This window comes from Streptomyces sp. NPDC045846, from assembly GCF_056431605.1.
Genome location: NZ_JBWKKJ010000002.1, coordinates 906,553 through 919,044, shown reverse-complemented (window position 1 = coordinate 919,044; position 12,492 = coordinate 906,553). Strand labels below are relative to the sequence as shown.

The following is a 12,492-nucleotide window of genomic DNA, read 5'->3' as shown; positions in this document are numbered from 1 at the left end:
CCCCCCCCCCCCCCCCCCCCCCCCCCCCCCCCCCCCCCCCCCCCCCCCCCCCCCCCCCCCCCCCCCCCCCCCCCCCCCCCCCCCCCCCCCCCCGCGGCCGTATTGTTTGGGGGTCACCGCTCGCCTTAGGGTCGGTCCGGCGGATCAGGTCGCCGTTGAGCTGCCCAGGCGTCGCGTCCGGACGAGATCCGCCGGGCAGACCTTAAGGAGCCCCCATGACCGTGCCCGTCGTCCACTCGCTGCGCGAGCAGATCCGCGAGCACATCGTGGAGGGGATCGTCAGCGGGCGCTGGAAGCCCGGTGAGCGGATCGTGGAGCGGCGCATCGCGGTGGAGCTCCAGGTCAGCCAGACGCCGGTGCGCGAGGCCCTGCGGGAGCTGGAGAGCCTGCGCCTGATCGAGTCGGCGCCCAACAAGGGCGTACGGGTGCGGAATCTGAGCGCCGCCGACCTGGAGGAGAGCTACCCGGTGCGGGCCGGTCTGGAGCAGATCGCGGCGGAGCTCGCGGCCGGGCGCCTGGCCGAGGACTGCTCGGCCCTGGAGCCGCACGTGGCGGCGCTGTACGAGGCGGACCGGGCGGCGGACGGCACCGCGCAGGTGCGCCACACGGTCGGCTTCCACCGCGAGCTCGTGCGGGCGGCCGACAACAGTGTGCTGTTGCACACATGGGAAGGCCTCGGCATCGAGGTGTTCACCGCGCTCTCCATCCGCTGGCTCGGCACCGTCCAGAAGTCCTACGCCGAGGAGCACGAGGACCTGGTCGCCGCGTTCAGGCGGCGGGATCCGGCCATCGGGGCGCTGGTGAAGGCCCATGTCCTGGGGTGCGCGCCGCGTAGCGCCTGACCTGCGGAGCGGCCCGCCGGGCACCTGGCATTCCAAGGCACCGGGTGCCCTTTTTTGCGGCACCCTGTGCCGACTTTCTCGATTCGAAGAAGTTTTTGGCTCAACGCTTTGATCGATCATCGATCGGCGGCTTACAGTCGACGGCGGACTCACCGGTCCAAGGCCCCGTCCTGCCAGACAAAGGCCCCTTTTTCTCCACCCCCCTCCTGTCCGGAAGGCGGCGATCATGATCGACCCCGTAGCCAAGTTTCCGAGCGAGCTCGACCAGCTCCCGGACCGTGACACCGAGGAGACCGCCGAGTGGGCGGCCTCCCTCGATGCCGTCGCCAAGGCCGCCGGCCCGCACCGGGCCGCGTATCTGATGCGCCGCACGCTTCAGCACGCCGAAGGCGCGGGCCTCGCCCTGCCGAAGCTGCTGGAGACGGACTACGTCAACACCATCCCCTCCTCCTCCGAGCCCGTCATCGACGGTGACGAGGAGATGGAGCGCCGGATCACCGCGTGGAACCGCTGGAACGCGGCGGCCATGGTGACCCGCGGCTCGAAGTACGGCGTCGGCGGCCACATCGCGACCTTCGCGTCCGCGGCCTGGCTGTACGAGACCGGCTTCAACCACTTCTTCCGCGGGAAGGAGGGCGACGGCTCCGGCGACCAGCTCTACATCCAGGGCCACGCCTCGCCCGGCATCTACGCCCGCGCCTTCCTCGACGGCCGCCTCACCGAGGCGCACCTCGACAAGTTCCGCCAGGAGTCCGCGGGCGACGGCCTGCCCTCCTATCCGCACCCGCGCCGCCTGCCCTGGCTGTGGGAGTTCCCGACCGTCTCCATGGGTCTGGGCCCGCTCTCCGCCATCTACCAGGCGCGCTTCAACCGGTACCTCACCAACCGGAACATCAAGGACGTCTCCAACTCCCACGTGTGGGCGTTCCTCGGTGACGGCGAGATGGACGAGCCCGAGTCGACGGCTGCCCTCGCGCTCGCCGCCCGCGAGGGTCTGGACAACCTGACCTTCGTCATCAACTGCAACCTCCAGCGCCTGGACGGCCCGGTCCGCGCCAACTTCAAGATCGTGCAGGAGCTGGAGGCCCAGTTCCGCGGCGCCGGCTGGAACGTCGTGAAGTCGCTGTGGGGCGGCGCCTGGGACGAGCTCTTCCAGCTCGACACCACCGGCGCCCTGGTCCGCCGCCTGCGCGAGGTCCCCGACGCCCAGGTGCAGACGTACCAGACGCGCGACGCCGCCTACATCCGCGAGGACTTCTTCGGCAAGGACCCCGCGCTCGTCGAGATGGCGAAGCTGCTGTCCGACGACAAGATCCTGGAGTGCTTCCACCTCTCGCGCGGTGGCCACGAGCCGCGCAAGGTGTACGCCGCCTACAAGGCCGCCCTGTCCCACAAGGGTGCGCCGACCGTCATTCTGGCGCAGACCGTCAAGGGCTTCACCCTCGGTGAGGGCTTCGCGTCCAAGAACGCGAACCACCAGATGAAGAAGCTCACCAACGACGAGTTCAAGAACATGCGCGACCTTCTTGAACTGCCCATCTCCGACGCCCAGTTCGTCGACGGAGTGGTGCCCTACGGCCACCCGGGCGCCGACTCCCCCGAGGTCCGCTACCTCCAGGAGCGCCGCGCGGCCCTCGGCGGCCCGGCCCCGGCCCGCCGCAGCCACGCGATCGCCCCGCTGCCGGCCCCGGCCGACAAGTCGTTCGCGGCGTTCGACAAGGGCTCCGGCAGCCAGTCCATGGCCACCACCATGGCGTTCGTCCGGCTGATGAAGGACCTGATCCGCGACAAGACGACCGGCAAGCGCTGGGTTCCGATCGTCCCGGACGAGGCCCGCACCTTCGGCATGGAGTCGCTGTTCCCCTCGCTCGGCATCTACTCGCCCAAGGGCCAGACGTACGAGCCGGTCGACCGCGACCAGCTCATGTACTACCGCGAGGCCAAGGACGGCCAGATCCTCAACGAGGGCATCACCGAGGCCGGCTCGATGGCCGACTTCATCGCCGCGTCGTCGTCGTACGCCACGCACGGCGAAGCGATGATCCCGTTCTACATCTTCTACTCGATGTTCGGCTGGCAGCGCACGGCCGACCAGATGTGGCAGCTCGGCGACCAGCTGGGCCGCGGCTTCCTGGTGGGCGCCACCGCGGGCCGTACGACGCTGACCGGCGAGGGCCTCCAGCATGCCGACGGCCACTCCCCGGTGATCGCGGCGACCAACCCGGCGGCCCTGTCGTACGACCCGGCCTTCGCCTACGAGGTCGCGGCCATCGTCAAGGACGGTCTGCGCCGCATGTACGGCGAGGCCGCCCCGGGCGAGGACCAGGACGTCTTCTACTACCTGACGGTCTACAACGAGCCGATGCCGCAGCCGGCGAAGCCCGCGGGCATCGACGAGGGCATCGTCAAGGGCCTGTACCGCTTCAACACGGCGGAGACGGCGGGCGTGACCGTCCCGGTCAACGCCTCGCGCATCCAGCTCCTGGGTTCGGGTACGGCGATCCACTGGGCGCTCGAAGCGCAGAAGCTGCTCGCCGATGAGTGGGGCGTGGCCGCCGACGTGTGGTCCGCCACCTCCTGGACCGAGCTGCGCCGCGACGCCCTGGAGGCGGACGCCGCGCTGCTGCGCGGCGAGGAGCGGATTCCCTTCATCCGCAAGGCACTTGAGGGCGTGGACTCCCCCGTCCTCGCGGTCTCCGACTACATGCGCCAGGTCCCGGACCAGATCGCGCAGTGGGTCGAGCAGGACTGGTCCTCGCTCGGCGCGGACGGCTTCGGCCTCTCCGACACCCGTGAGGCGGCCCGCCGCCACTTCGGCGTCGACGCCCAGTCGATCGTCGTCGCGGCCCTGGCCCAGCTCGCCAAGCGCGGCGAGGTCCCGGTCACGGCCGTGAAGGAAGCGCGCGAGCGCTACGGCCTGTAGGTCCCGAGCGGTCACCCGCGCGTGCCCCGTCCCGATTGCCGGGGCGGGGCACGCGTGCGTGAATGGTCCCCCGGGGGCGCCACGACTCCGGGAGCACCGCATGAAGATCTTCAACCGCCCGTCCGCGCCCACCTGGGCCGACCTCTCGACGACCGACGTCCCGGCCGCCAAGGCCTTCTACGGAGGTCTCTTCGGCTGGCAGGGCGCGGACGTGCCGATGCCGGAGGCGGGCGGCTACGGGATGTTCCTGCTCGGCGACCGTTACGTCGGCGGGTACGGCCCCTGCATGGCCCCGGGGCAGCCCGTGGCGTGGCTGGCGTACTACCAGGTCGAGTCCGCCGACGCGACGGCCGCCGCGGTGACCGGCCACGGCGGTTCGGTCGTCGCCGGTCCCATGGACGTCTTCGAGTCGGGCCGGCTCGCGGTGTTCGCCGACCCCGAGGGCGCGGTCTTCGGCGTCTGGCAGCCGAAGGAGCACCCGGGCTTCGGCATCGCGGACCAGCCGGACAGCATGTGCTGGTTCGAGCTGCTCACCCGGGACGCGGACCGGGCCAAGGACTTCTACCGGGCGGTCTTCGGCTGGGACTGCGACACCGAGCCGTACGGCGGCTCCGAGTACACCGAGTGGCGGCTCGACGGCGCGAGCTTCGGCGGCATGATGCGGATGAACGAGGACTTCCCGCCGGAGGTGCCGCCGCACTGGATGGTGTACGTCCAGGTGGCGGACTGCGACGCGACGGCGGCGCGGGCCCGGGAGCTGGGCGGCGAGGTGCACGTGCCGCCCACGACCATCCCACCCGGCCGCTTCGCCCTCCTGCGGGACCCGCAGGGCGGCGTGTTCTCGATCATCGCCCTGAACGAGACACACGGCTAAGCGCCCCCCGCCTCGCCCGGCGACACCGGGCGCCCTACAGAGGCGCGGGGAACTGCGCGACCAACCACCCACGACCCGCAGTCGGCAGCAGGCCCAAGGGCGCCGGGGGACCAGCCACGGACAGCCCGCACCCGAAGCGGGCTCCAGGGGCGCGAGGAACTGCGCGAGAAGCGGGCACGGTCCGCGGACGAAAGCGGGTTCGAGGGGGCGCCGGGAACTGCGCGAGAAGCCACCCACGACCCGCACCCGAAGCGGGCCCGGGGCGCGGGGCGACCAGCCACGGACAGCCCGTACCCGAAAACACCCCCAGGGGCGCGGGCGGCACCGCGCCCACCCCGCACCGCCCGAAGCCCCCACCCTGCATCATGACGGCATGCGCGCTGCCCGCCTCATCAAGATGGTGCTGCTCCTCCAGGCGAGACCCGCCATGACCGCCGCCGAGCTCGCGCGGGAGCTGGAGGTGTCCGAGCGCACCGTCACCCGGGACGCGCAGGCGCTGGCCGAGGCGGGGGTGCCGGTGTACGCGGACCGGGGCCGCGCCGGGGGCTACCGCCTGGTCGGCGGGTACCGGACGCGGCTGACCGGGCTCGCCCGCTCCGAGGCCGAGGTCCTGTTCCTGTCCGGAGTGCCGGGCGCGCTGCGGGAGATGGGTCTTGAGGACGCCGCCTCGGCGGCCCGCCTGAAGGTGTCGGCGGCCCTGCTGCCCTCCCTCAAGGACGCCCCGACCGCCGCCGCCCAGCGCTTCCACCTGGACGCCCCCGGCTGGTGGCAGGAGCCCGAGACGCCCGAACTGCTGCCTGCCGTCGCGGAGGCGGTGTGGGACGACCGCCGGGTCCGGGCGGGCTATCGGCGCCCGGACCGCTCCGAGGTGGAGCGCGAGCTCGAACCGTACGGCCTGGTCCTGAAGGCGGGCGTCTGGTACCTGTGCGCCCGCCCGGTGGACGAGGGCGGCTTCCGGGTGTACCGGCTCGACCGGTTCACCGCGGTCGCGGTCGGCGAGGACCGGTTCGCCCGGGACGGGGACTTCGACCTGCCGGGGTTCTGGGCGGCGCGGTCGGCGGAGTTCGCCCGCTCGGTGCTCCGCGAGACGGTGGTCGTACGGGTCTCACCGGCCGGGGCCGCCCGGCTGCCGTACACCACCGGCGACCGGGACGCGGTGCGCGAGGCCCTGGCGGAGCAGGCCGGGGAGCCGGACGAGGAGGGCTGGGTCACGGTCACCCTGGCGGTCGAGTCGCAGGACGTCGCGTATGGCCAACTGCTCACCCTGGGGCCGGAGTTGGAGGTGCTGGAGCCGACCGCGCTGCGCGAGCGGTTCGCCGACGCGGCGCGCGCCCTGCGCCAACTCTACGCATAGGTCGGCGTCATTGGCAGATACTGGCAGTTCGGTAGGACAACTCGCCGTCATTGGCAGGAAGTTGTAGGATTCGAAACGTGCCTGGTAACAGCGGGTCGACCGAGGGACAGCGTCGTCCGCGGGATGTGGTCGCGGACGGCTTGCGCGCGCTCATCTCCGGCGGGGAGCTGCGGGCCGGTGAACACCTCCCGACCCAGGCCCAGCTCAGCGAGCGGTTCGCGGTGCCGCGCGGCGCGGTCCGCGGCGCGGTGGAGCTCCTGGAGAGGGAAGGCCTGATCAGGCGGGCCCAGCAGGGCACCCCGCCGACGGTCGCCCGCCCGGCCGCCACCCGGCCGCCCGCGAGCAATGGACACGAGGTGCCGGGGCCGCGCCGCCATTCCCCGCGCCCCGCGGGGATCTTCCTGGGCGAGCGGGTGGCGCAGTGCTTCCGCCAGGAGGAGGTGACCATCGACGCGTACTGCCTCAATGGCGAGACGCTGGCCGCCGCGCTCGCGGGCCCGCTCGTCACCGTGCAGGCCGAGGGGGCCGGCCCGCGCCGGGTGGCCGTGCGCATCCTGCTGCCCGACGCCGAGGCGCCCCTGGCCCTGCCCCAGGTGGTCGGCGATCTGCACAACAGCCGCCCGCGCGAGCGGCTGCGCATCACCAGCAACCACATCTACGGCTCGCTGCGGCACTCGCTGCGCATGCTCAAGGTCCGCGACCTGGTGGAGGACGTGACGGTCGAGGCCCGCAAGGTGTCGATCACCCCGACGCAGAAGGTGTACATACTGAACGGCCGGGAGGTCCTGGCCGGCCACTACCAGGTGACCGAGCGCACGGTGGACCTCGACCGGAACCCGATCGAGATCTACGACATGCTCGGCGTGGAGGGCATGCTCTTCCGGCACACCGTGGTGGACGACGACCAGGTGACCCGCAGCTATGTCGAGCAGACCCAGCAGTGGTTCGACTCGCTGTGGAACACCATCGCCCGCCCCATGGACCCGAACGCCCGCCCCGTGGACCCGAGTTGAGCCGGATCAGGAGCGGGCCCGCCCGAGGGCGGTGATCAAGCGGTCCGTTCAGACCGCGGCGATGAGCAGGAGCACCAGGATCACGGCCCCCACGCACACCAGGTTGGTGCGCGGCCCGGCCGGTACCGGCCCCGGTTCCCCGCGGACCGCGCCACCGCCGCCCTTCGTGAGCAGTACACCCAGAGCCAGCACCAGCAGGCCCGACGGGCCGAACAGGGACACCACACCCGCGTTCGACAGCAGTTCGAGGACGATTTGCACGCGTGTCTCCAGTCCCATGGAACACCTCCTCCGGTGGTCGCCGCCGCGGCCCGCACGTACTGACGATCGGTACCCTCATTGGCCGGCGATTGTGTTCCCTCCTCCTACCCGTGCTGAATGGCTGCCATCTATGGTCAGCCGCCTGCATATCGGGCAACACGACTATGCCAATGGGAAATTGAGCGCCCATCCGGCCCAACCAACCGGTCAACTGGGCGAGTTGACCCGTCCTCGCAGCCATCTGTCCTGTCCTGACCGCGAGTTGTAACCTCTCCGGGTGACGACCCACACCACCGGGACCGACCGGGACGACGTCGGGGAGATCCCCCGCTACCGGACGGTCGCCGACGCGCTGCGCCAGGACATCCAGAACGGTGTCCCCGCGCCCGGCGACGCGCTGCCCAAACAGGAGCAGCTCATGCGCCGGTTCCGCTGCGGGCGCGGCACCGTACAGAAGGCGCTCCAGCTGCTGCGCGCCGAGCAGCTCCTGGAGGACGGAGTGTCGGGCCGGGGCGCCCGGGTGGCCCGCCAGGCCGCCATCGGACGGCCATTGGTCTACTACATCTCCCGCGCCTTCGAGGCGCGCCACGTCTCGCTCGACGTCTGGTCGCTGCACACCGAGGAGCTCTCGCGCGCCGTCCAGCAGCAGGCCGAACTCATCCGGCTCGGCGACCGGGCGGCCCCTGAATCGGTCCGGGTACGGGTCCTGGTACCCGATCTGGACACCGACCACCCCTACCCCCGCCCCCTCGACGACCCCAGCGACCCGCGCCCGCTGCGGCGGCTGCGGCGGGTCATCCGGATGTACGCGGAGGCCCTGCACCACTCGCTCACCCAGCTGGCCGAGGAGGGCACGGTCGGCACCGTGTCCGTGGAGATCCGGAGCCTGCCGACGGTGCCGGGCGAGAAGCGCTACCTCATCAACGGCACCCAGATGCTGACCGGCTACTACTTCCTGCGCAGGACCCGCATCCTCGTCGACGCGGAGGCGATAGAAGTGGTCGAGCTGCACAGCGACACCCTGTTCCCCGCCACCCTGGAGGGCAACGGGGCGCGGTCCCTGGAGCGCGCGGAGTTCCAGCAGGTGCAGGCCTGGTTCGACTCGCGCTGGGAGATGGTCGCCACCACGCTGCCCCTCGACGAGTAGCGAGCGTGGGGCGACAGATGTGCCAGGGGTGAGCCAGGAGCGGCAACCGGACGAAAAGCGCCGCTCCGCGTGCGCGGCCACCCCCTACCCACGATGCTGGTTCCGTGATGGACGAGACGGAGTTCTGGGAGATCGTCGACCGTACCCGCGAGGCCGCCGACGGCGACCCCGAGGAACAGGCCGACCTGCTCGTGGAGCGACTGCTTCAGTACGACCCCGACTCCGTGCTCGACTTCGCCCGGCACTTCGAGGCGCGCTACAACCGCGCCTACCGCTGGGACCTGTGGGGCGCGGCCGCCGTGCTGCTCGACGGGGCCAGCGACGACGCCTTCGACTACTTCCGCTGCTGGCTCATCGGCCAGGGGCGGGAGGTCTTCGAGGGCGCGCTGCACGACCCCGACGCGCTCGCCGACCTCCTCGGCGAGTTCGACGAGGAGGTCGACGGCGACGGCGAGGAGCTCGGCTACGCGGCGGACGAGGCGTACGAGCAGCTCACCGGCGTCGTGGCGCCGGACCTGGGCATCCCCGCCCAGCCCGACGAGCCGGCCGGAACCCCGCTGGACTTCGAGGACGAGACGGCCCTCGCCGAGCGCTTCCCCCGGCTGTGGGAGCGGTTCGGCACCGGCTGAGCGGGGCCGGGCCGCGGATCAGAAGTGCGTGCCGCCGTCGACGCGGACCTCGGTCCCGGTGATGAAGCGGCCGTCGTCGCTCGCCAGCATCGCGACCACCGACGCCACCGTCTCGGGGCCCGCGAAGCCCTGGCCGATGGCCGGGGCGAGCTTCGCGAAGAGCGACATGTCGGCGTCGGCGGGCAGGCCCGGGCCCACGCTCGACCGGGAGGCGCCGGTTCCGTCGGTCATGCCGGACGAGATCGACCCGGGCTGCACGGCGGTGAAGCGGATGCCCTGCTTGGCGTACTCGGCGGCGAGCGCGTGCGTCATCGACTGGATGCCGCCCTTGCTGGCCGCGTACGCCGCCATGTAGGGGTGGGCGAACATCGCCGAGGTCGAGCTGAAGTTGACGACGGCCGCGCCGTTGCCCTCCAGGAGCGCCGGGACGGCCTCGCGGATCATCAGGAACGTGCCGGTCAGGTTGACCGCGACGACCTTGTTGAAGTCGGCCAGGCTCGCCTCGTGGGTGTGCGAGGAGCGCAGGATCCCGGCGGCGTTGACCAGCACGTCCAGACCGCCGAGCGCGGCCACGGCGGCGGCGACGCCCGCGCGCACCGAGTCCTCGTCGGCTATGTCGACGACGAGGGTGGTGAGCCGGCCGACGGTGGCGCCCGCCTTGTCGGCGGTGTCCTTCAGGCCGGCCTCGCTGACGTCGGCGGCGACGACGTGGCCGCCCTCCGCGAGCAGGCGGAGCACGGTGGCCTGGCCGATGCCGGAGCCACCGCCGGTGACCAGGGCGCGGCGTCCTTCGTAGCGGTCGGTGACGGTGTTCGGGCTCATCGCGGTCCAGCTTTCTCGCAGTCGGGGGATGCGTGGTTGCCACCACCGTACGCCCAAGTGGCACGTTTTGCCACGACGTCATTCCATGCCGGTACGGAGGTCGCAGGCGTACGCTTGCGCGGTGACCCAGCCCGATCCCCGGCCCGCTCCCCCGGCCAAGGCCTCCCTGACCGAGCGCCGCAAGGCCGCGACCCAGCTCGACATCGCCCGCGCCGCCGCCGCGCTCTTCGCCGAGCACGGGCCCGACGGCACCACCGCCGAGGCCATCGCCCGGCACGCCGGAGTCGCCCTGCGCACCTTCTACCGCTACTTCCGCTCCAAGCAGGACGCGGTCGGCCCGCTGCTCTCGGGCGGCGCCGAGCGCTGGCGGGCGCTGCTCGAAGCCGCCGAGCCGGGCCCGCTGGCGAAGACGCTGGAGGCCGCCGTGCGCGAGGCCCTCGCCGCGCCCGACGCGCACGGCGCCGAGCAGCTGAGGTGGACCCGGGGACTGCTGCGCGCGGCCGAGCACGACCCGGCCCTGCGCGCGGTCTGGTACCGGGTGAACCAGGACTCCGAGGAGCGCCTGCTGCCCGTCCTCGCCCGGCTGGCGGGGCCGGGGGCCGACGCCCTGGAGCTGCGGCTCGCGGCGGCCGCGGCCACCGACGCGATCCGGGTGGCGCTCGAAGCGTGGGCGGCCACCGACGCGCCGGCGTCCGGCCCCGGCTCCCCCGCCGAGCTCGCGGTGCGCTGCCTGCGCGAACTCACCGGCGCCATGCGCCTGTTGGGCCGCTGAGCCGGTCCGCTAGCGCGGGTCGAGCCAGGCGAGGGCCGCGGTCGTCAGGGCGGTGACCCCGGTGGTGAGCGTGGGCTCGATCTGCGGGGCGAAGAAGGGCGAGTGGTTGGAGGGGACGTCCTGGTCGAGGGTGCCGGCCGCGAACGCGGCACCGAACGCCTCGGCGTCCGCTCCCCCGAACAGCCAGTAGCAGACCGGGACCTGCGCCTCGGTGCCGAACAGGCCGACGTCCTCGCTGCCGGTCACCGGACCCGGGTCGAGCACCTGGTCGTCGCCGATGACCGCGCCGACGGCCGCCATCGTCCGGGCCATCGCGTCGGCGTCGTTGACGAGCACCGGGAAGGAGTCGATCTCGGTGATCTCCGGCTCGCGCGTGGCCCCGGCGACGGCCGCCTCGCCCCGCACGATCCGCTCGACGGCGGCAAGGACCCGGGTCCGTACGTGCTCCTTGTACGTCCGGATGTTGATCTTCAGCTCGGCCTCGTCCGGGATGATGTTGTCCTTGGTCCCGGCGTTCAGGGCGCCGACGGTCACCACGGCCGTCTCGCCGCCCGGGATCTCGCGCGAGACGATCGTCTGGAGCCGCAGCACCGTGGAGGCGGCCATCACCACCGGGTCGACGGACGTCTCGGGCCGCGAACCGTGCGCCCCCTTGCCGTACATGACGACCTTGAGGGCGTCGGTGGCCGCGAAGGCGGGGCCCGCGTGCGCCCCGATCATCCCGGCGGGGAAGGGCGCCACGTGCTGGCCGAGCACCACGTCCGGGGTGCCGAACCGCTCGTAGAGCCCGTCGTCGAGCATGGCCCGCGCGCCCTGGCCGATCTCCTCGGCCGGCTGGAAGACCCCGAGGACGGTGCCGCTCCACAGCGAACGGGCGTCCGCGAGCAGCCCGAGCGTGCCGAGCAGACAGGTGACGTGCATGTCGTGCCCGCAGGCGTGCATGACCCCCTCGGCGGTGGAGGCGTAGTCGAGGCCGGTCCGCTCGGTCACCGGCAGCGCGTCGAAGTCGGCCCGCAGCAGCACGGTGGGCCCGGGCCCGTTCGCGAGCACGGCGACGACCCCGGTGCGCCCGACGCCCTCGGTCACCTCACACCCGAACTCCCTTGCCCTGCGGGCGACTTCGGCGGCGGTGCGGTGTTCGGCGAAGGACAGCTCGGGGTGCGCGTGCAGATCGCGGTAGATCCCGGCGAGATCGTCGCTGATCGCGTCGAGCCCGCGCAGGGCGAGGGCTGCGGCGTCGGCGGTGGCCTTGGCGGTGGGATGGGACACGGGTGCCTGCCCTGCTTTCGGAGGTCTGGTCTCGGTCGTCAGCTGTCGAGCAGGGAGCGCCCCATCAGGACGTCGTCCACGTACGCGCCGTCCAGGAGGAACTCGCCCGGCAGTACGCCCTCGACGGCGAAGCCCTCGGCCTCGTACAGCGCGCGGGCCGGGGCGTTGTGGCCGAGGACGCGCAGCGTGATGCGGGTGGCGCCCTGGCGGCGGGCCATCTCGTAGGCGCCGCGCAGCAGGGCCCGGGCGACGCCCCGGCCGCGCGCGCTCTCGCCGACTTCGAGGCCCTGGATCTGGCGGACGTGCCGGTTGCACGCGAGCGGGGTGGCCGGAACCAGCCGGATGAACCCCACGACACGGCCGTCGGTCTCCGCCACGAGATGGTGCGCGGGCTCGTGCCGGTCGTCGAAGAAGGGCGCGTACGGGGGTGCCGGGCGCGGCTGCACGGAATGCAGCGGGGACCAGGCGGCCCGGGTGAGCTCGCCCAGCGGCTCGCCGTCGGAGCGCTGGGCGGCGCGTATGAGAAGAGGAGGAGAAGTACTGGGCTGGGTGTACGACTCGGGCATGCGGCCACTGTGCCATGTGG

Annotated in this window: 12 protein-coding genes; 8 read left to right on the top strand and 4 right to left on the bottom strand. The window is 72.4% G+C overall.

Annotated elements, in window-relative coordinates; translation table 11 throughout:
- Positions 1-215 precede the first annotated feature (215 nt).
- From AC07F3_RS09015 to AC07F3_RS08995, 5 genes are all read left to right on the top strand, one after another.
- A complete protein-coding gene (locus AC07F3_RS09015) occupies positions 216-842 on the top strand; it encodes a GntR family transcriptional regulator (RefSeq protein ID WP_114035636.1) in 627 nt (208 codons plus the stop codon).
- A gap of 226 nt (positions 843-1,068) precedes the next feature.
- The gene (gene aceE, locus AC07F3_RS09010) at positions 1,069-3,765 is read left to right on the top strand and encodes a pyruvate dehydrogenase (acetyl-transferring), homodimeric type (RefSeq protein WP_479111872.1); all 2,697 of its coding nucleotides are present in this window, start codon (positions 1,069-1,071) and stop codon (positions 3,763-3,765) included.
- A 100-nt stretch (positions 3,766-3,865) separates the two neighbouring features.
- The gene (locus AC07F3_RS09005) at positions 3,866-4,639 is read left to right on the top strand and encodes a VOC family protein (protein WP_479111870.1); all 774 of its coding nucleotides are present in this window, start codon (positions 3,866-3,868) and stop codon (positions 4,637-4,639) included.
- Positions 4,640-5,012: 373 nt separating this feature from the next.
- Entirely contained in the window at positions 5,013-5,993 is a 981-nt protein-coding gene (locus AC07F3_RS09000) for a helix-turn-helix transcriptional regulator (RefSeq protein WP_479111869.1), read from the top strand.
- Between the two features lie 77 nt (positions 5,994-6,070).
- A complete protein-coding gene (locus tag AC07F3_RS08995; protein WP_479111867.1) occupies positions 6,071-7,006 on the top strand; it encodes a winged helix-turn-helix domain-containing protein in 936 nt (311 codons plus the stop codon).
- Between the two features lie 48 nt (positions 7,007-7,054).
- On the opposite strand, the gene AC07F3_RS08990 is transcribed toward AC07F3_RS08995, so the two are convergent.
- Positions 7,055-7,285 (bottom strand): hypothetical protein, encoded by a 231-nt coding sequence (locus AC07F3_RS08990; RefSeq protein ID WP_479111865.1) that lies wholly within the window; start codon positions 7,283-7,285, stop codon positions 7,055-7,057.
- A gap of 259 nt (positions 7,286-7,544) precedes the next feature.
- On the opposite strand from AC07F3_RS08990, the gene AC07F3_RS08985 reads away from it, so the two are divergent.
- Both AC07F3_RS08985 and AC07F3_RS08980 read left to right on the top strand, forming a co-directional pair.
- Positions 7,545-8,414 (top strand): GntR family transcriptional regulator, encoded by an 870-nt coding sequence (locus tag AC07F3_RS08985; RefSeq protein ID WP_479111863.1) that lies wholly within the window; start codon positions 7,545-7,547, stop codon positions 8,412-8,414.
- Between the two features lie 107 nt (positions 8,415-8,521).
- Entirely contained in the window at positions 8,522-9,043 is a 522-nt protein-coding gene (locus AC07F3_RS08980) for a DUF4240 domain-containing protein (protein ID WP_479111956.1), read from the top strand.
- 18 nt (positions 9,044-9,061) lie between these two features.
- On the opposite strand, the gene AC07F3_RS08975 is transcribed toward AC07F3_RS08980, so the two are convergent.
- Entirely contained in the window at positions 9,062-9,865 is an 804-nt protein-coding gene (locus AC07F3_RS08975) for an SDR family NAD(P)-dependent oxidoreductase (RefSeq protein ID WP_479111861.1), read from the bottom strand.
- An 85-nt stretch (positions 9,866-9,950) separates the two neighbouring features.
- On the opposite strand from AC07F3_RS08975, the gene AC07F3_RS08970 reads away from it, so the two are divergent.
- Entirely contained in the window at positions 9,951-10,637 is a 687-nt protein-coding gene (locus AC07F3_RS08970; RefSeq protein WP_479111859.1) for a TetR/AcrR family transcriptional regulator, read from the top strand.
- Between the two features lie 9 nt (positions 10,638-10,646).
- On the opposite strand, the gene AC07F3_RS08965 is transcribed toward AC07F3_RS08970, so the two are convergent.
- Both AC07F3_RS08965 and AC07F3_RS08960 read right to left on the bottom strand, forming a co-directional pair.
- On the bottom strand, positions 10,647-11,906 hold the full coding sequence (locus tag AC07F3_RS08965) for an amidohydrolase (protein WP_479111857.1): 1,260 nt from the start codon (positions 11,904-11,906) through the stop codon (positions 10,647-10,649).
- A gap of 38 nt (positions 11,907-11,944) precedes the next feature.
- On the bottom strand, positions 11,945-12,472 hold the full coding sequence (locus AC07F3_RS08960; protein ID WP_479111855.1) for an N-acetyltransferase family protein: 528 nt from the start codon (positions 12,470-12,472) through the stop codon (positions 11,945-11,947).
- Positions 12,473-12,492 lie beyond the last annotated feature (20 nt).